16 protein-coding genes are annotated in these 17,535 nt (G+C 68.2%); 9 read left to right on the forward strand and 7 right to left on the reverse strand.

The features are described 5' to 3' along the window. The first annotated feature begins 58 nt into the window (after window positions 1-58). Together DMB37_RS26200 and DMB37_RS26205 are read left to right on the forward strand one after the other, a co-directional pair. Window positions 59-1,621, forward strand: a complete 1,563-nt coding sequence (locus DMB37_RS26200; protein ID WP_135234933.1) for an MFS transporter — start codon at window positions 59-61, stop codon at window positions 1,619-1,621. After that, complete coding sequence (locus DMB37_RS26205; RefSeq protein WP_135234934.1) at window positions 1,611-2,228, forward strand: TetR family transcriptional regulator; 618 nt, start codon at window positions 1,611-1,613, stop codon at window positions 2,226-2,228. The genes DMB37_RS26200 and DMB37_RS26205 overlap by 11 nt, the downstream gene beginning before the upstream one ends. Before the next feature lie 36 nt (window positions 2,229-2,264). Here the strand turns inward: DMB37_RS26205 and DMB37_RS26210 are convergent, their stop codons facing one another. Next, complete coding sequence (locus DMB37_RS26210) at window positions 2,265-3,164, reverse strand: phenylalanine 4-monooxygenase (protein WP_135234935.1); 900 nt, start codon at window positions 3,162-3,164, stop codon at window positions 2,265-2,267. 346 nt (window positions 3,165-3,510) lie between these two features. Between DMB37_RS26210 and DMB37_RS26215 the strand changes: the two genes are divergently transcribed. Further along, window positions 3,511-3,714, forward strand: a complete 204-nt coding sequence (locus DMB37_RS26215; RefSeq protein ID WP_107654306.1) for a type II toxin-antitoxin system VapB family antitoxin — start codon at window positions 3,511-3,513, stop codon at window positions 3,712-3,714. On the opposite strand, the gene DMB37_RS26220 is transcribed toward DMB37_RS26215, so the two are convergent. Beyond that, complete coding sequence (locus DMB37_RS26220) at window positions 3,715-5,250, reverse strand: alpha/beta hydrolase (protein WP_135234936.1); 1,536 nt, start codon at window positions 5,248-5,250, stop codon at window positions 3,715-3,717. It abuts the gene before it with no gap. A 161-nt stretch (window positions 5,251-5,411) separates the two neighbouring features. Here DMB37_RS26220 and DMB37_RS26225 point away from each other — a divergent pair, with 161 nt between their 5' ends. Further along, entirely contained in the window at window positions 5,412-6,110 is a 699-nt protein-coding gene (locus DMB37_RS26225) for a RadC family protein (RefSeq protein ID WP_135234937.1), read from the forward strand. Window positions 6,111-6,129: 19 nt separating this feature from the next. Here the strand turns inward: DMB37_RS26225 and DMB37_RS26230 are convergent, their stop codons facing one another. After that, the gene (locus DMB37_RS26230) at window positions 6,130-6,819 is read right to left on the reverse strand and encodes a TetR/AcrR family transcriptional regulator (protein ID WP_135234938.1); all 690 of its coding nucleotides are present in this window, start codon (window positions 6,817-6,819) and stop codon (window positions 6,130-6,132) included. A gap of 98 nt (window positions 6,820-6,917) precedes the next feature. Between DMB37_RS26230 and DMB37_RS26235 the strand changes: the two genes are divergently transcribed. After that, window positions 6,918-7,622 carry a DUF4386 domain-containing protein gene (locus tag DMB37_RS26235; protein WP_135234939.1) on the forward strand — a complete coding sequence of 235 codons (705 nt, stop codon included), beginning with the start codon at window positions 6,918-6,920 and terminating at the stop codon, window positions 7,620-7,622. A 65-nt stretch (window positions 7,623-7,687) separates the two neighbouring features. Here the strand turns inward: DMB37_RS26235 and DMB37_RS26240 are convergent, their stop codons facing one another. Beyond that, window positions 7,688-9,340 carry an alkaline phosphatase gene (locus DMB37_RS26240; protein WP_135234940.1) on the reverse strand — a complete coding sequence of 551 codons (1,653 nt, stop codon included), beginning with the start codon at window positions 9,338-9,340 and terminating at the stop codon, window positions 7,688-7,690. Between the two features lie 155 nt (window positions 9,341-9,495). Here DMB37_RS26240 and DMB37_RS26245 point away from each other — a divergent pair, with 155 nt between their 5' ends. Further along, on the forward strand, window positions 9,496-10,302 hold the full coding sequence (locus DMB37_RS26245; RefSeq protein WP_135234941.1) for an LLM class flavin-dependent oxidoreductase: 807 nt from the start codon (window positions 9,496-9,498) through the stop codon (window positions 10,300-10,302). 141 nt (window positions 10,303-10,443) lie between these two features. Here DMB37_RS26245 and DMB37_RS26250 read toward each other — a convergent pair whose 3' ends face one another. Next, on the reverse strand, window positions 10,444-11,448 hold the full coding sequence (locus tag DMB37_RS26250; RefSeq protein WP_135234942.1) for a hypothetical protein: 1,005 nt from the start codon (window positions 11,446-11,448) through the stop codon (window positions 10,444-10,446). 174 nt (window positions 11,449-11,622) lie between these two features. On the opposite strand from DMB37_RS26250, the gene DMB37_RS26255 reads away from it, so the two are divergent. The 3 genes from DMB37_RS26255 (at window position 11,623) to DMB37_RS26265 (ending at window position 14,914) form a co-directional block, all read left to right on the forward strand. Beyond that, complete coding sequence (locus DMB37_RS26255; protein ID WP_135234943.1) at window positions 11,623-12,018, forward strand: PPOX class F420-dependent oxidoreductase; 396 nt, start codon at window positions 11,623-11,625, stop codon at window positions 12,016-12,018. Window positions 12,019-12,118: 100 nt separating this feature from the next. Continuing rightward, window positions 12,119-13,945, forward strand: a complete 1,827-nt coding sequence (locus DMB37_RS26260) for a hypothetical protein (RefSeq protein ID WP_135234944.1) — start codon at window positions 12,119-12,121, stop codon at window positions 13,943-13,945. A gap of 57 nt (window positions 13,946-14,002) precedes the next feature. After that, a complete protein-coding gene (locus DMB37_RS26265; RefSeq protein WP_135234945.1) occupies window positions 14,003-14,914 on the forward strand; it encodes a hypothetical protein in 912 nt (303 codons plus the stop codon). 88 nt (window positions 14,915-15,002) lie between these two features. On the opposite strand, the gene DMB37_RS26270 is transcribed toward DMB37_RS26265, so the two are convergent. Continuing rightward, window positions 15,003-15,776 (reverse strand): succinate dehydrogenase iron-sulfur subunit, encoded by a 774-nt coding sequence (locus DMB37_RS26270; RefSeq protein WP_135234946.1) that lies wholly within the window; start codon window positions 15,774-15,776, stop codon window positions 15,003-15,005. After that, complete coding sequence (sdhA, locus tag DMB37_RS26275; RefSeq protein WP_167769167.1) at window positions 15,776-17,527, reverse strand: succinate dehydrogenase flavoprotein subunit; 1,752 nt, start codon at window positions 17,525-17,527, stop codon at window positions 15,776-15,778. The genes DMB37_RS26270 and sdhA overlap by 1 nt, the downstream gene beginning before the upstream one ends. Window positions 17,528-17,535: the final 8 nt, after the last annotated feature.

Here is a 17,535-nt window from a genome sequence, read left to right on the forward strand (position 1 = left end):
GAGACTACTAAATGAGAGTTACTATCAAAAATTAGTTAATATCAATTTTGGAGGGGTCATGAAGACCGACTCGACCCGCCGCTGGCTCGCGCTCGGCGCGCTGTCGGTGGCGATGCTGACCATCGGGCTCGACGTCACGGTGCTCACCGTCGCGCTGCCGACGCTCGCCGTTGACCTGAATGCGAATACCGCTGCGCTGCAATGGTTCAGCAGCGCGTACACGTTGGCGCTGGCCGGTGTGATGCTGCCCGCCGGCGCGCTCGGCGATCGGTACGGGCGCAAGAAGTTCCTGCTCGTCGCGCTACTGGTCTTCGGTGTCGCGTCGCTGGCCTGCGCGTTCGCCGCCTCGGCCGGTCAGCTGATCGCCGCACGGGTGGTGCTCGGCCTCGCGGCCGCGGCGATGCTTCCGCTGTCGATGTCCGTCCTGCCGTCGCTGTTTCCGGAGCAGGCGGCCCGGCAACGCGCACTCACCATCTGGATCACCTCGACCGCGATCGGCCTGCCGCTGGGTCCGATCGTCGGTGGCTGGCTGCTGCGAAACTTCTGGTGGGGTTCGGTGTTCCTGATCAATGTGCCGATGGTGATCGTCGGTGCGCTGGCCGTTCTCGCGCTGGTCCCGGAGTCGCGCAGCGAGAACCGATTCCGCATCGACGTGCCCGGCGTACTGCTGTCGGCGGCAGGCATGCTCGGGCTCACCTACGGATTCATCCGGATCGGTGAGTACGGTTGGGGCAACGGGCTCGGCTGGGGCATCGTCGCGGCAGGCCTGCTGCTGCTCGGCGCATTCGTACTTTGGCAGCGCAGGACGGCGCATCCGCTGGTCGATCTCGGCCTGTTCGAGTCCGCCGGATTCCGCTGGGGCACCGCGCTTTCCATCATCGTCAACTTCGCGATGTTCGGCCTGTTCTTCACCGCGCCGCAGTATTTCCAAGCGGTGCTCGGCACGGACGCACTCGGCAGCGGCCTGCGCCTGCTGCCGCTGATCGGCGGGTTGATCGTCGGCAGCAGGGTGGTCGACCGGGCGCTGCCGAAACTGGGGACCAGGGTGATGCTCGGACTCGGCTTCGCTCTGCTGGCGGGTGCGCTCGCCTTGGGCGCGCTGACCTCGGTGGACAGCGGCTACGGCTTCACCGCGCTCTGGACCACCCTGCTCGGCGTTGGCATGGGCCTGGCGATGCCAACGGCCATGGGGCTGGCGATGGGTGAGCTCACCGAGGAACGTTCCGGCTCCGGTTCCGCGTTGATCCAAGCGCTGCGCCAGGCGGGCGGCACCATCGGCGTCGCGATCCTCGGCACGGTGCTGTCCACTCGGTACCGCTCCGAGCTCGGCGCGCTGAACCGCGATCCGATCTCCGACGGGGTGAACGCCGGTGTCGCGGCGGCGCACCAGCTCGGTGACTCGGCGATCCTGCATCAGGTGCAGAGCGCGTTCGTCGGTGGCATGGCCGCGATGCTCTGGGTCTGTGCCGCGCTGTGCGCGGTGTCTGCCGCGGTCGCGGTCGTTTTCCTGCGCGTGAAGCAACCTGTCGAGGTGGCCGCGGTCGGCCCGGTGCCGGTCGCTGAGCGACTGGGAGGCGGCGTCGCGGGCACCGATACGTCAGAATCGACGCATGTCGGTTGAACTGTCCGGAGAAGAGCCAGCCGTGCGCGGTCTGCGTGAGCGGAAGAAGGAGCGGACCCGACGGACGATTCGACTGGAAGCGTTCCGGCTGTTCCGTGAGCAAGGGTACGGCGAGACCACCGTCGAGCAGATCGCGGCGGCGGCGGAGGTCTCGCCGAGCACCTTCTTTCGCTACTTCCCGACCAAGGAACAGCTGGTGCTCGCCGACGACCTCGATCCGATACTGATCGAGGCCGTCCGGGCGCAGCCGTCCGACCTGCCGCCGCTGACCGCCTTCCGCCATGCGATGGCGGCGGTTTTCGCGGAGTTGCCCGCCGAGCAGCAGGCTTTCGAACAGGAACGGCAGGCGCTGATCTACCACGTGCCCGAGCTGCGGTCGGCCATCGGACTGGAGATGGAACGCAACATCGACATGGTGTCCGCCGTCATGGCCGAACGGGTCGGCGGCACACCCGACGATTTCGATATCCGGGTCCTGGCAGGCGCGCTGACCGGCGCGGGGCTCGCCGTCGCGCGCATCACGCCGTTGAATGTCGACAATGTGGGCCGGATGCTGGATCTGCTGGAAGCAGGGTTGCCGCTCGGCCAGGACCGGGCAGCCACCTAGACCCGAGCCGCCCGCCGCGGCTCGGGCAGGCCGAACCTACTGCGCCCCAGCCGCACTCGAATGCCGCAGCCGGTCCGGCGTCTCGTCGTCCATCGACGCGAAGAAGCCGCCGATCACGTCCTCGATCTCGGCGATCGACTCGGCGCAGTACAGAATCGGCTGGTAGTGGGTGATGTCGTAGACCGCGGTGCCCATCGCGGCGACGTCGAGCGGGCGCAGGTCGGCCTGGCGGAACTCCTCGATCTCGCCGTAGGACGACAGCAATCCGGCGCCGTAGCAGCGGACCTCGCCTTCTTCCCTGACCACACCGAACTCCATGGAGAACCAGAAGACATTCGCGAGGAACTTCAGCGCGGGCTCGGTCTCCAGCCGTCCGACCGCCGCGCCGACCGCCTCGTAGATGGCGGCGAAGCGGGGACTGGCGATCTGATTGGCGTGCCCGATGATCTCGTGGATGGCATCGGGCTCCGGGGTGTACAGCGGCGCCGAATGATGCCGGATGTACTGGGTGGAGTGGAAAGTCCGATCCGCGAACGAGCCGAAGAACTGGCGCAGCGGCACCAACCCGGCCGCGGGGGCGTAGCGGAATCCACTCAGCGGCACCAGTGCCGCCGAGACCTCGTCCAGCTGGGGGATGTGGTCCTTGGGCAGCGCGAGGCGCGCCGACGCCGCCAGCACCTCGGTGCAGGCGTAGGTCTGGTGCTTGCGGGCCAGTTCGGCGGAGGCGATCCGCCAGACCTGCTGCTCCTCGTCGGTATAGGCGATCTGCGGAACGGGTTTACCCGGTGCGTAATCGAGCGCAAGCGCGGCGATGGCGTTGCGACGGGCCCGGTAATCCGAGTCGTGCACGCCGGGGTGCTCGTCGCTCAGGTGGACGGTCACATCGCCGTCGCCGGACCGGGTCACCGGTGAGTACAGCTGAGCTTCGGTGAACATACCTCGATGCAAGCACCGCTCGGGCCTCGCGACAACAAAAGCCCGCGCAGCTTGGCAAAGTGCCTAGCTGGCCCCGCTGTGGTGCGCACTTACCGGCATCGGGCGGCGGATTCGGGCTGCGAGCTGACCAGTGCCCGTCGGCGGCCGCGCACGCCGCGTTCTGCCCGCGCAGGCGACGATGCCAAGTGTGTGCGGAGCGTGGTGTGGCGGCTCGGTAATAGCCGCCGAACATGCTGCGGCCGTGAAATTCTCGTGGTGGGGGCCGTCGATCCGGCGAACTCTGCACGATTTGCCAGACATGAGCGAGCGGAATAGCGCAAAATGGCGAATGTACGAAGGAGGACGCATGAAATCCGTGCGGATCGATCTCGACCAGAAGTTGCTCGCCGCCGCGGCCGCCGTGATGGGCACCTCGACGAGCAACGCCACGATCAACGAGGCACTGCGCCGGATCGTCGTGCACGAGCGTCAGCTGCGCCATCTCGAAAAGCTGGCCGCCACCGCATTGTTCGCCCTGCCGCGCCCGGAGGTCGTGGTCGTGGACGGGTAGTCAGCGACTCACTGCCGAGCAGCGCAGGTTGTCGGCGGGCGGTGTCAGGTCGATCAGATACTTCAGTACCGGCTCGTCGACGCAGGCGATGCCCTCGAACGCGGCGCCGTGCTGGGTGCCCTCGTAGGTGATCAGCGCCGCGCCAAGGGTTTTGGCGAGCGTGACACCACCGGCGTACGGGGTCGCCGGATCGCCGGTCGCCGCGACGACCACGAGCTTCGGCAGGCCCGCCGCGTTGGGCACGTGCGGTTGAGTGGTCGGCGGGACCGGCCAGAACGCGCAGGCATCCAGGGGAGCCGTGTCGGTGGGCAGGCCATCGTCGAAAGCCGGAGCGGCGGCACGGGATCGGCGATCGATGTCGGCCGCGACGGCCCGGTCGGTCACCCGGACCTCCTCCAGGCACAGCACCGCCCGGTGCACGTCGTCGGAGGAGGCTTGCTCGTAGGCACCCGCGTCGCCGAGCAGTGCGTCGCCCCGGCCCCTGGCGAGCTCGGCCAAACCCTGGGTGAGGCTCGGCCAGGACGTGGGGTGGTAGAGCGAGGCGATCGTCGCGGTGACGACGGCGCCGTAGTCGAGCCCACGGCGATCTGCGGTGAGGATCGGTCGCTGGACCAGCGGATTGACCAGACTGCGGTAGACCTCGTTCGCCTTCTTCGGGTCGGTGCCGAGTGGGCAGTCCGGCGCCTTGGCGCAGTCGGCGGCGTAGGCGTCGAACGCCTGCTGGAAACCGGCGGCAATGATCACCGGGTCGCCGATGTTCGTGGTGGGGTCGACCGGTGCGTCGAGGACCATCGCGCGCACCCGATCCGGAAACAGCTCGGCGTAGGTCGAACCGAGGCGGGTGCCGTAGGACCCGCCGAAGTAGGTCAGCTTCTGCTCGCCGAGCGCGGCGCGCACCACATCCAGATCGCGGGCGACGTCACCGGTGCCGACATGCCCGAGCAGCGCCAGTCCGGTTCGCCGCGCGCACGAGTTGGCGTATTCCTCGTTCTCCTCTTCGATTTGGTCGATCTCCGCGAGCGGGTCGGTCCGGCCCAGCACCCGCTGCGCCGTCCGGAATTCGGCGTCCGAACGGCAGGTGACGTGCGGGGTCGAGGCGCCGAGGCCGCGCACGTCCATCCCGATCACGTCGAAACGCTCGGCCACCGGCGACTTCGACAGTGCCAGCGGCAGACCCAGTCCCGGCGCGCCGGGCCCGCCGGGGTTGGTCAGCAGCGACGCGACCTTGGTGCCGGTGGCGCGCAGCCGGGAGATCGCGATCCGCGCGGTCTCGCCGTCCGGTCTGCCGTAGTCGATCGGCACCGTCACCCGCGCGCATTCGATGCCTGCCGCGCCGAGCTCGGCGCCGCCCTGATAGCCCTCGCACGAGCCCCACGCCAGGGTTTGCTGGTAGTACCGATCGAGGGTGGGGGCGGGCGGTGCGACGGGGTCCTGGTCGGCGGTGCAGGCCGTCGCCAGCAGCGCGAGCGCGGCGATCAGCACGGGCAGCGGCGTGACGCGCGTCGATGTCGCGGTTCCTTTGCGCGGTTTGAACATTCATTGCCCCTGTACTCGTTCGACGCACTCAGTCTGCCCGACGGACGCCGATGTGCAATCGGCAGGATCGGACAACTCGGGCGACCCCTCGTCCGTGACCGACATGTCGGTAGGGCCTGGCACACTCCGTGACACTGTCGCCGTGACCAAGGGGTGGAACGATGCCGGTCTCTCTCCTCGATGTACCCGTCGAGCAACGGCCACGCGAGCGCCTGCTCGCCCTCGGCCCGCAGGCGCTCAGCGATGTCGAATTGCTGGCCTTGCTGTTACGGCACGGCAGGCGCGGCGCCAGCGCGCTGGACCTCGCGGTGGAACTACTCGTCGAACACGGCGGCCTGGCCGGATTGGCGGCGGCCCGGCCCGAGGAGTTGTCCCGCCGGGCCGGCGTCGGGGTGGCGAAGGCCGCGGCCGTCATCGCCGCGTTCCACCTCGGCGCCCGCGCCCGCGGCGGCACCGACACCCTGCCTCGGCTCGGCGACACGGCGGATGTCGCCGCGGCGGCCCGCCCCCTGTTCACCGGCGCCCGCGTCGAGCGACTCCTCGTGCTGGTCTGTGACGCCCAGAACCAGTTGCGGCAGAAGGTATTCGTCGCCGAGGGCGCCGTCGATCAGGTGGCGGTCCCGGTCCGCGAAATCCTGAATACCGTGCTGCGCCACGACGGCCGCGCCTTCGCCGTCGTGCACAACCATCCCTCCGGCGATCCGACCCCCAGCCTCGACGACCGCCGCGCCAGCACCCTGCTCGCCGAGGCCGCCCGCACCGTCGGCCTGCGCTTTCTCGATCACGTGGTGATCGCGGGCGAGGCCTGGGCCAGCGCGCCGACCCTCACCCTCGGGCACCGCCCTGGAGATACGGGCTGATCGCCGCGGGCGCGGCGTCTCACGCGGTAGAACTCCAGCCCTGCCGCCACAGCCGCTCGAAACCGTCCAAGAGCAGGTCGAGGGCGAATTCGAACTCGAACTGATCGTCACAGCCCGGACCGACCACGGACTGGTCGTCGTGGGCGGCCCGCGCCGCGATCTCGGCGATGTGTGGATACCTGGACGACATGTCGGGCTGGGCGGCGGCTTGCGTCTGCGGGTCCGGGCTCGGTGCGGTGTCGAACAGCTCCTGGGTGAAGCCGAACGCGCGGCTGCCCAGTGCGTGCATCACGTGATGGGTCAGGTCGACGGAGAGGCCGCCCGCCCGGAACATCCCGATCATCGAGTCCAGGTACGCCAATACGGCCGGGGTCGGTGCCGGGCGGGATTCGATCACCCGGGACGCCCACGGGTGCCGCTGAAGGGTGCGCCGCGCCACCAGGATTCGCTGCCGTACCGCGGGCTTCCAGTCGAGCCCGGCCTCGGGCGGACCGATCTCCGCGACGAGCAGATCGACCATGCCGTCGAGCAGCTCGTCCTTGTTCGCGACGTGCTTGTACAGCGCCATCGGCACGACGCCGAGTTCCTGCGCGAGGTTGCGCATGCTCAGGGTGTCGATGCCTGCCGCGTCGGCGAGTTCGACGGCGGCGCGCAGCACGCGCTCTCGGTTCAGCGGGGTGCGGGGTGTGGCGGTGTCCCGGTTGGCCATTCAGCGCTCTCCTCTTGAGAGGTGTACAGCGTACACCTTAGGGTTCTCGGCAGAGGAGGTGTACGACGTACACCTCGGTGTGTAGTGGAGGAGTCCCCATGAACTCGATGAGAACGACGGCGGTGGTCGCGGGTGTGCTGTTCCTGATCACCGAGGTCGCCGCGGTGGCCGGCCTGCTGCTGTATCAGCCGGTGCTGACAGCGCCGAATTACGTTGCCGGCGCGGGCTCCGACGGTCGAGTGCTGATGGGCGGGCTGCTCGAACTCGTGCTCGTCGCGGCCGTCATCGGCACCGCGACCACGCTGTATCCAGTGCTGGAGCGGCACGGCAAGAGCCTGGCGCTCGGCTATCTCTGCGCTCGGCTGCTCGAGGGTGCTGTCATCGCAGTGGGCACCGTGAGTGTGCTGTCGGTCGTGACATTGCGCAGAGATAGTGCGGGAATCGACGATCCAGCGCTCATCACGGTGAGCAAAGCCCTTGTCGCCGTCCATGATTGGATCTTCTTGCTCGGTCCGAACTTCATCCTCGGTGCGAACAGTCTGTTGCTGGCCACCCTGATGTACCGCTCCCAGCTGGTGCCGCGGCCCATCGCCATCCTCGGCTTGATCGGTGGCCCGCTCATCTGCGCGTCGGCGACCGCCGTGCTGTTCGGGCTCTACGATCAGCTCTCCATATGGGGATCCGTCGCCGCGCTCCCGGTCTTCGCGTGGGAGGTGAGCTTGGCGGTGTACCTGATCGGTAAGGGGCTCGGACAGTCTGCGAGCGACGCGCCGCCGGCGCCGCCTCAGCTGGCTACCGCGTGAAACTCCTTGGCTCAGTAGGAGATTCGGTACGAGCTGTCCTTCGCTGCCGCGGCTGAATACCGCCGTTATCGCGGGCCGTTGTCCGGCGGGCTCGCCGTGACGCCGGGGTCGGGTAGCCGAGACGGGCTGTCCGATTCCGAGGCCTGCGTGACGCCCGGAACTCCGTCCTGCACCACAAAACTGGCGCGCGTGTGGATGGGGGCGCCGGGGCGGCGAATGTAGGGGACGACCCGGAAGTCGTTGCGCCACAGGCTGTGGTCCAGTTCGACGCGGACGTAGCCGCGCTGGGAGTTGAAGAATTTGAGGTCGGGGTTGGCGGCGAGGAGGTTGCGGCCGGATTCGGTCATGTCGGCGCCGTCGCCGCCGCTTGAGATCGACGTTCCGATGAATTCCGATGCCACTACGGGGGATTGGGGGTCGGCGAAGTCACGGCGCAGATCGGCCGCGTGGTTCTGGTGGCGGTCGCCGGTGATCACGACGAGGTTGGCCACGTTGCGGTCGGCGGCGGCGCCGAGTACGGCGTTGCGGTCGGCGACGTATCCGTCCCAGGAGTCGGTGCCGACGGCGGTGACCGGGCCGGCGTCCTGGTCGGACTGGCCCATCGATACCTGATTGCCGATGATCTGCCAGCGGGCCGGCGAGTCGGTGAAGCCGTCGATCAGCCAATCACGTTGCCGTGCACCCAATATCGTGCGGTCGGCGGCGAACCGGTCCGTGCAGTCGATGACCGTGTTGCCGTCGCCGCAGGCCTGCTTGTCGCGGTATTGCCGGGTGTCGAGCATGGTGATGTGGGCCAGGTCACCGAAGCCGTAGCGGCGGTGCAGGTGCATGCTCGGCCCGGCGGGCAACTGGGCGATGCGCAGTGGTTGATGTTCGTACATGGCCTGGAAGGCAGCGGCTTTGCGCTTACGGAACACCGCCGGGATCCGATAGATGTCGAAGCCGAGCCCCGGCGCCTCGCCCGCCCAGTTGTTGTCGATCTCGTGATCGTCCATGGTGACCAGCCAGGGAAAGGCGGCGTGTGCGGACCGCAGCGGTTCGTCGGCTTTGGCCTGGGCGTACCGCAGCCGATAGCCGGCCAGATCAACGGCTTCGGCCTGAAGATGCGGTTCCATCGACATTCCCGCGCGGCCGCGGTTCCAGCCACGTTCATAGATGTAATCACCGAGGTGCACCACCAGATCGAGGTCTTCGGTGCTCATGTGCTGGTACGCGGTGTAATAGCCGGAACTCCAGGATTGGCACGAGGCGAACGCGAACCGCATCCGTGCGGTGGGCCGCCCCGGCGGCGGCGCCGTGCGTGTTCGCCCGACCGGCGAGAGTACCGACCCGGCCCGGAACCGATAGAAGTACCAGCGATCCGGCGCCAGCCCGGTGACCTCCGGGTGCACACTGTGCGCCAATTCGCGCGTCGCGACCGCGGTCCCGCGCGTCACCACCTGCCGGAAATTCTCGTCGTGCGCGACTTCGTATTCCACGGTCACCGGCCGTAACGGCATGCCGCCCAGCCCATCCGGCGCGAACGGGTCCGGCGCGAGCCGCGTCCACAACACCACCCCGTCGGCCGTCGGTTCCCCCGACGCGACACCGAGAGCGAACGGATCATCGGACCAGCGCGGCACCCGGAACTGCCCGCTGCTGGCCGCCGCGGCGCCCACCAGCACCGCAGCCGACCCGGCACCCCCGAATCTCAACAGTTGCCGTCGCGACAGACCCATACGTCAGGGTATATCGGCGGGCGGGGTGGCCGATCGCCATCGTTCAATTCGATGAGCGTTTGCGACATGACCGTGAGCCAACAGGCCATTGGGACGCTCACTGTCGGCCCGTAGCGTTGCGATATACCAGCCGATAGCGAGTGATTGGACGAAAGATGACCATCGAAATCGGGGTAATCCTGCCCACCTCGACCCCTGATCCCGCGCAGCCGATCCTGGGTGATGTGCGGGCGAGTGCCCGTTTCGCCGAAGAGCTCGGCCTCGATTCGATCTGGTCCACCGACCACCTGGTGGCGAGCGCGCCGATGCTGGACAGCACCGTCACGCTGGCCACCGCCGCGGCGGTCACCGAGCGCATCGGTATCGGCTTCAACGTCATGCTGCTGGCACTGCGTCCGGTTGCCTGGGCCGCCAAGCAGATCAGCACCCTGCAACAGCTGTCCGGCAACCGGCTCGTGGTCGGTGTCGGCACCGGGAATCCGGCGCACGGTGATATCGGTTGGCGCGCGGCGGGCGCCTCCTACGCCGACCGCGGTCGGCGCACCGACGAGGCGTTGCGGGTGCTGCCCGGGCTCGTCACCGGACAGCCGACCGTGTTGGACGAGGGGCTGGAGGTGACCCTCGCGCCGGGTTCGGTGCTGCCGCCGGTTCTGGTGGCGGGCAACAGCGTTCGTGCGCGGCGTAGGGCTGCTACTTACGCCGACGGGTGGATCACCATCCAATCGGACCTGGAGCAGTTGACCAACGACGTTGCCGAGCTGCAGGAGTTCGCCGCACAGCGCGACCGTGCGCCGCTGTCGGTCGCCGCCGTGGTTCCGGGGTTGCCCTCGGACGTCGACGAGGCGGCCGCCCAGCTGTCCGCATTCGCGGCGCGGGGCGTAGGGCGAGCGATCCTGGTGCCGACCGGACCCGAATGGCAGCGGGACTATGAGTTCGCCGCGAAGGTTCGTGCGGCGCTGTAGATCTGGGGCTACTTCTGAAAGACGAAGGCCGCCGCTATCTTTCGATCCGACGACTCGCGCGAGAAGGAACGAGGTGAGCAGGGCCCTCGGCGTTCTGGACGGTCCGGTGGCTGTGCCGTCGGAAATCGCTTCCCCGACGGATCAGGTCGATGGCCCCAGCTTCAGCGGGCGGTATCCGGGCTCCGCTGATTCGGTGCCGTCCGTGTCGCCGAGGCGGGAGGTGCTCGCTTTGTCAGCGGGACTGACGCTCGCCTTATCAGCTGGATTCGCGGTGCTCGCCTTGTCGGCGGGACTGACCCTGGCCTTGTCAACTGGGTTCGCGGCGCTCGCTTTATCAGCGGCGGCACTCGCCTTGCCGTCCTGGGTGGCGTCAGCGCCCGCGACCGGAGAAGCAGCACTGAGCGATGCCATTCCGGCACTGCCGGTGGCGATCCCGGCGGCGACACCCGCGCCGAGCGCGACGCCGAACGGCACGGCCGCGACGCTACCGGTGCCCGCCATCGCACTGCCGGTGCCCGCCATCGCGGCGAAGGGTGCGGCGGCCGCACCCGCGCCGGCGAGGCTCGCACTACCGGTGCCCGCGGCCGCGCTGCCCGCGCCGAGGACGGCCAGCGGGGTGCCGAGCCCGCCGGTGGCGACGCTGCCGGAGGCGCCTGCCGCGGCGCTGCCGGTGCCGAGCAGTGCGGCACCCGCGCCGAGGACCACCCCGAGGGGTGCGAGTGCGGCGCTGCCGGTGCCTGCGGCCGCGCTGCCGGTGCCGAGGAAGGCGGCCCACGGTGCGGCGGCGACGCTGCCGGTCCCCAACGCCGCGCTGCCGGTGCCGATCAGGGCGGCGAGGCCGAGTCCGAATGCCGCGCCACTGGTGCCGAGCGGGCCCGCGGTGTCGACGAGCCCCGGAAACAGCACGGAGTTGAGCACCGTGCGGCGGGGGCCCGCGGTGTCGGCGAGGCCGGGGAACAGCACGGAGTTGAAAACTGTGCGGCGGGAGCCCGGAGCGTGTGTCGTGACGACGGCCGAGGTCGCGTATGCCGCGATCGAATGCTGGTGCGGCACGGCGCTGGTCGGGGCCGACGCCGTTGCCGCCGCCGCGACGAGCGCGGGGCAGGTCAGCATGGTGGTGGCGATCGCCGTTCGGAGCACGTACATGGGTTGAGCGCCTTCCTCCCGGGCCTGCGCACGACAAATGTCGTGGCGTGGCCGACGATGTGTCCGGCGAGCACGTTCAAGATCAACCTACCGGCAACCTTCCTGGATTGATGGCATATTGCTATCGCAAGAAGCGGTGAGCCGGTTGTTCGGCGCGCCATTACTGTCCACGGCATGGGAATCACGCTCAGCGACGCCACCATCGCCCTGCTCGACGGCAAGAACTACGCGGTACTGGCCACGCTCAACGCCGACGGCAGTCCGCAGACCTCCGCGATGTGGGTGCTGCGCGACGGTGACGACCTGCTGTTCTCCACCCTGGAAGGCAGGCTCAAGCACCGCAACATGCTGCGCGACCCGCGCGTCAGCGTGACCGTGCTCGACTTCGCCGACGGCGAGAACTACGTCGAGCTGCGCGGCCGGGCCACCATCACCCACGACGACGATCTCCGGGTCGGTCACCGGCTGTCGTGGAAGTACGACGGGAAAGACCACGACGAGCCCGCGCCGGGTCAGGTCCGGGTCGCGGTCCGCGTCGAGATCGACAAGGCGACCGGATACGCGGCCTGACAACGGCTCAGGCATGGTCGACACGCCATCAGGCCCTGTGTCGAAGTCCTGTCCGGCGCCTCGCGGCCGGACTTCGATGTGGCGCCTAGGGTGAGTCGGCATGGACACCGCCGCGATCGCGCCGACGAGGGTTGTGCCCATCGAGCGTTCGGCGGTGCCGCCGGTTCGGCGTCGGTTCGGGCGCGGGTCACCCGTTGTTGTCGCGGCGGGGTGTCTGATCCTGCTGCAACTCGCGCTACGCGGTTGGGTGGCGGGTAGCGGCTACTTCTACTGGGACGACCTCATCCTGGTCGGCCGGGCGGGCCGCTATCCGCTGCTTTCCGCAGACCTGCTGTTGCACGACCACGACGGGCATTTCATGCCGCTCGCCTTCGCCACCGCGTGGGTGGTGACCGAGGCGGCACCCTTCGTCTGGGCCGCGCCGGTGATTTCGCTGCTGGTCTGGCAGCTCGCGGTGTCGTCGGCGGTGCTCCGCGTGTTGTGGATCCTGCTCGGCGCCCGATGGGTGCTGCTCGTACCGTTCACGTTCTTTCTGTTCGCACCCGTGACGTTGCCTGCGTTCGCCTGGTGGGCGGCGGCGTTGAACGCGCTACCACTGCAATTCGCGCTCGCCTGGGTCATCGGGGACGCGCTGCTCCTGATGCGCAGCGGGCGGCACCGATACGCCTGGTCCGGAATCATCGTGCTCGCGGTGGCGCTGTTGTTCTTCGAGAAGTCGGTGATCGTCCCGTTCGTCGCGTTCGCCGTCGCGGTGCTTGCCCACTATGTCGACGGGCGGGAATCCGCCGTTCGCGTGGTGCTGCGGCGCGGCCTGCGATTGTGGGTGGGTTCGGGCCTGGTGCTGCTCTGCTGGCTGGCGGGGTATCTGGCGGTGGTCGGTGTGTCCGTGGTGCACAACAACCCGCAAGGCCTGCGCGACTGGCTGCCCAACACGACCTCGCTCGGCGTGGTGCCCGCGCTGGTCGGCGGACCGTGGCGCTGGGAGCGTTGGCTGCCCGCCGCGCCGTGGGCCGATCCGCCGAGTGGAGCGGTGATCGCGGCGTGGGTGGTGCTGATTTCGGTGGTGGCACTGTCCATTCGGGCACGCCGCCGGGTGTGGCCGGTCTGGCTGCTCGCCGCGGCGTATGTGCTGCTGATGCAGTTGCCCGTGGCGCTTGTTCGCGGCGGTCCGAACACCGCGGCCGAACTCATGCAGTCGCTGCGTTACTTCGCCGACCTCGGCGTGACATTGGCAGTCCTGGGTGCATTGATACTGCGGGCGAGTCCGCGCGGCAGCACACGCCTCGGCCCGCGCATCGCGCTACCGCTGGTGGTGCTGTTCGTCGTGAGCAGCCTGTGCTCCACCTACACCTTCGTCCGATCCTGGCGTCCCAGCCCGGCCAGAACTTATGTCACGAACGTGAAGTCGGCCCTCGAACACTGGGACGGCGTGCCACTGCTGGAGCAGGAAGTCCCCTGGGACGTCCTGAACCCGCTGGCCTACCCGCAGAATCTGACCAGCCAGGTCCTCGCACCCCTCGCCACACCGGGCACCTTCGCCGACTCGACCCCGCACCTGCGCATGATCACCGACAGCGGCACCCTCGTCGAGGCGCAAGTCTGGTGGAACCGCCACATCGTCCCCGGCCCGGACCCCCACTGCGGCTACCGAATCGAGGGTGGCGCGAAAGTCCCGATTCCACTCAACGGCCCCATGCTCGAGCACGAATGGACCGCCCAGCTCAACTACCTCGCCAGCCGAGACGGTCAACTGGCCGTAGCTTTCGAACACGGCAAAACCGTCTCCGTCCCGGTCCGCCGAGGACTCAACACCGTCTTCGTCCGACTGGTAGGCAGCGGCTCTGCCCTCCAAATCTCCTCCCGCACAGAGCACCTCGTCGCCTGCCTGGGCTCCGGCCCCGTCGGCGTCGCCTCCTACGACAACTGACGAAGCCGCCTCGTCAATCAGCCCGCGACGCGGTGGACCGGCCCGTACCATCGCGATATGGGGGAGATCTTCGATCATCTCAGGCGGGTGCTGGGGCTCTTTGCCGGCGTGCTCGAGTATCTGAGCCCCTGGGGGATCCCGTGGCCGCTGACCTTCGCACTCGTCTTCCCGATCATCCTCACGGTATTGGCCGTGATGGTGTGGTGGTCGCGCGGGAAGATGTGGCCTGTGCTGTGCGAGTACCCCCGCACCACCACGGGTCGCCCGTGCCGCAATCGTGTGTTCGGGGAATGGCAGCGCTGTCATCATCACCGGCCGGGCAACCGGGGGCGCAACCGCAGAGAAATACGTAAGTTGCTGCGCTGGCAGACAATACGGCGCGGCGACCTCGTGGAGCGAGACGACATCTTCGGTCGGGGTTTCTTGCGACACCGAACCCAGGTACGCGGCCTGCTGTACTACCGGGGTTTCGCGCGACCACCGCGGAATGTCGCCACCATCTGGCGGAGCTGGCTCGGTGAACGCCGGGAGGACATCGGAAAGCTCATCGCTCAGCTTCGCGAACAGGGCAGACTCAACCTTCGAGCGCTGTTCGCCGGCCCGGCGAGTCCGTCAGCGCAGGTCGGGGTGGCCATGCGGCTGACGGAGGTGATCTGGGCGACCCGGCTCACCCTGTTGCTGGCATTGCTCGGGTTGATACTGGTGGCCTTCGGTGAGTGGCGCAACTACCCGCCCAAGGGGCCGTTCGGTTATCTCCCCTCGTTTCTTTTCATCGCCGCTTGGGCGGTGGCCCGCCGGGGGATTTGGCTCGAGGCCACAGCCGGACCTCAGCGGCCAGGGTGGCGGGGCAGCTGGCCGTGGGAGGCGACGGGTCAAGCGGTGCGCTGGTTCGTTTCCTTCCTCGCCATCTCGGTGCTGTTCGGCCAGCTGCTCGACCACCTGGAGAAGTTCCCGTTCAGTCAGCGCTGAGCGGTCCCGGTACGCGCGGGACGTGCTGCGCGAACGGCGAAGGCCGCCCGCATCTTTCGATGCGAGCGGCCTTCGGGTGCCGGGAAGGTCAGCGGGCGAACAGGAGTGCGCGCTTGACCTCTTGGATGGCCTTGGTGACCTCGATGCCGCGGGGGCAGGCGTCGGTGCAGTTGAAGGTGGTGCGGCAGCGCCAGACACCTTCGACGTCGTTGAGGATGTCGAGGCGTTCGCGGGCGCCTTCGTCGCGGCTGTCGAAGATGAAGCGGTGGGCGTTCACGATCGCGGCCGGGCCGAAGTAGCTGCCGTCGCTCCAGTACACGGGGCAGGAGGTGGTGCAGCAGGCGCACAGGATGCACTTGGTGGTGTCGTCGAAGCGCGCGCGGTCGGCCTGGCTCTGGATGCGCTCGCGGGTCGGCTCGTTACCCGAGGTCATCAGGTACGGCTTCACGGCACGGAACGCGTCGAAGAACGGCTCCATGTTCACCACGAGGTCCTTCTCCACGGGCAGGCCGCGAATCGGCTCGACGGAGATGGTGATGGACTTGCCGCCCTTGGGCAGCATGTCCTTCATCAGTACCTTGCAGGCCAGCCGGTTGACGCCGTTGATCCGCATCGCGTCGGAGCCACACACACCGTGCGCGCAGGAGCGCCGGAAGGTGAGCGTGCCGTCCAGGTAGGACTTGATGTAGATGAGCACGTTGAGGAAACGGTCGGTCGGCAGGACCGGCACCTGGAACGACTCCCAGTGCGCGCCCTTGTCGTCCTCCGGGTTGAACCGGGCGACCTTGACGGTGATCATCACCGAGCCCTCGGGGACCGGCGCGGGCTTGGCCGGGGGTGTCTTCTCGAGTACGGCAGTCATCAGTACTTACGCTCCATCGGCTCGTAACGGGTCTGCACCACCGGCTTGAAGTCGAGGCGGATATCCGAGATGAGATCCGGGCTCTCCTTGTAGGCCATCGTGTGCCGCATGAAGTTCACGTCGTCGCGGTCCGGGTAGTCCTCGCGGGCGTGGCCGCCGCGCGATTCCTTACGGTTGAGCGCACCGACGACGGTGACCTCGGCCAGCTCGAGCAGGAAGCCGAGCTCGACGGCCTCGAGCAGGTCGCTGTTGTAGCGCTTGCCCTTGTCCTGCACCGTGATCCGGCTGTAGCGCTCCTTGAGCACATGGATATCGGTGAGGGCTTGCTTGAGGGTGTCCTCGGTGCGGAACACGGCGGCGTTCATGTCCATCGTGTACTGCAGCTCGGTGCGGATGTCGGCCACCCGCTCGTTGCCGTGGTCGGACAGGATCAGCGCGAGCCAGTCCTGCACCATCTTCGCCGGCTGCTCCGGCATCTCCACGAACTCGGTGCGGTGCGCGTACTCCGCGGCGGCGATACCCGCGCGGCGGCCGAACACGTTGATGTCGAGCAGCGAGTTGGTGCCGAGGCGGTTGGAGCCGTGCACCGAGACGCACGCGCACTCACCGGCCGCGTAGAGGCCGGGCACCACGTCGGTGTTGTTGCGCAGCACCTCACCGCGGATCTTGGTGGGGATGCCGCCCATCACGTAGTGGCAGGTCGGCATGACCGGAACCAGCTCGGTCACCGGGTCGACACCGAGGTAGGTGCGGGCGAACTCGGTGATGTCGGGCAGCTTCTCCTCGAGCACGTCCGCGCCGAGGTGGGTCACGTCGATGTAGACGTAGTCCTTGTTCGGTCCGGCGCCGCGACCCTCGAGCACCTCGAGCACCATCGAGCGGGCGACGATGTCACGCGGCGCGAGGTCCTTGATGGTGGGGGCGTAGCGCTCCATGAACCGCTCGCCGCTGGCGTTGCGCAGGATGCCGCCCTCGCCGCGGACGGCCTCGGAGATGAGGATGCCGAGTCCGGCCAGGCCTGTCGGATGGAACTGGTGGAACTCCATGTCCTCCAGCGGCAGACCCTTGCGGAACACGATCGCCATGCCGTCGCCGGTCAGCGTGTGCGCGTTCGAGGTGGTCTTGTACATCCGGCCCGAGCCGCCGGTGGCGAACACGATCGACTTCGCATGGAAGACGTGGATGTCGCCGGTGGCCAGCTCGTAGGCCACCACACCGGTGGCGACCTGACCGCGGTCGGTCTCGCTCATCACCAGGTCGAGCACGTAGAACTCGTTGTAGAACTCCACGTCGTGCTTGACGCAGTTCTGGTACAGCGTCTGCAGGATCATGTGGCCGGTGCGGTCGGCGGCGTAACACGCGCGGCGTACCGGCGCCTTGCCGTGGTCGCGGGTGTGCCCACCGAAGCGGCGCTGGTCGATCTTGCCCTCGGGCGTCCGGTTGAACGGCAGGCCCATCTTCTCCAGGTCCATCACCGCGTCGATGGCCTCCTTGGCCATGATCTCCGCGGCATCCTGGTCCACCAGGTAGTCGCCACCCTTGACGGTGTCGAAGGTGTGCCATTCCCAGTTGTCTTCTTCGACATTCGCCAGTGCGGCGCACATGCCACCCTGGGCCGCGCCGGTGTGGCTGCGGGTCGGGTAGAGCTTGGTCAGGACGGCGGTGCGCGCCCGGGGCCCTGCCTCGATCGCCGCGCGCATGCCGGCGCCACCGGCACCGACGATCACGACGTCGTAGCGATGCTCCTGAATCCGCGATT

The sequence above is a fragment of the Nocardia sp. CS682 genome (assembly GCF_004634405.1).
GTDB lineage: Bacteria > Actinomycetota > Actinomycetes > Mycobacteriales > Mycobacteriaceae > Nocardia > Nocardia ninae.

Excerpts from the sequence above, each read along its gene's own strand:
- DMB37_RS26200 (WP_135234933.1), top strand. The coding sequence starts at position 59 with ATGAAGACCGACTCGACCCGCCGCTGGCTCGCGCTCGGCGCGCTGTCG.
- DMB37_RS26205 (WP_135234934.1), top strand. The coding sequence starts at position 1,611 with ATGTCGGTTGAACTGTCCGGAGAAGAGCCAGCCGTGCGCGGTCTGCGT.
- DMB37_RS26210 (WP_135234935.1), bottom strand. The coding sequence starts at position 3,164 with ATGTTCACCGAAGCTCAGCTGTACTCACCGGTGACCCGGTCCGGCGAC.
- DMB37_RS26215 (WP_107654306.1), top strand. The coding sequence starts at position 3,511 with ATGAAATCCGTGCGGATCGATCTCGACCAGAAGTTGCTCGCCGCCGCG.
- DMB37_RS26220 (WP_135234936.1), bottom strand. The coding sequence starts at position 5,250 with ATGTTCAAACCGCGCAAAGGAACCGCGACATCGACGCGCGTCACGCCG.
- DMB37_RS26225 (WP_135234937.1), top strand. The coding sequence starts at position 5,412 with ATGCCGGTCTCTCTCCTCGATGTACCCGTCGAGCAACGGCCACGCGAG.
- DMB37_RS26230 (WP_135234938.1), bottom strand. The coding sequence starts at position 6,819 with ATGGCCAACCGGGACACCGCCACACCCCGCACCCCGCTGAACCGAGAG.
- DMB37_RS26235 (WP_135234939.1), top strand. The coding sequence starts at position 6,918 with ATGAACTCGATGAGAACGACGGCGGTGGTCGCGGGTGTGCTGTTCCTG.
- DMB37_RS26240 (WP_135234940.1), bottom strand. The coding sequence starts at position 9,340 with ATGGGTCTGTCGCGACGGCAACTGTTGAGATTCGGGGGTGCCGGGTCG.
- DMB37_RS26245 (WP_135234941.1), top strand. The coding sequence starts at position 9,496 with ATGACCATCGAAATCGGGGTAATCCTGCCCACCTCGACCCCTGATCCC.
- DMB37_RS26250 (WP_135234942.1), bottom strand. The coding sequence starts at position 11,448 with ATGTACGTGCTCCGAACGGCGATCGCCACCACCATGCTGACCTGCCCC.
- DMB37_RS26255 (WP_135234943.1), top strand. The coding sequence starts at position 11,623 with ATGGGAATCACGCTCAGCGACGCCACCATCGCCCTGCTCGACGGCAAG.
- DMB37_RS26260 (WP_135234944.1), top strand. The coding sequence starts at position 12,119 with ATGGACACCGCCGCGATCGCGCCGACGAGGGTTGTGCCCATCGAGCGT.
- DMB37_RS26265 (WP_135234945.1), top strand. The coding sequence starts at position 14,003 with ATGGGGGAGATCTTCGATCATCTCAGGCGGGTGCTGGGGCTCTTTGCC.
- DMB37_RS26270 (WP_135234946.1), bottom strand. The coding sequence starts at position 15,776 with ATGACTGCCGTACTCGAGAAGACACCCCCGGCCAAGCCCGCGCCGGTC.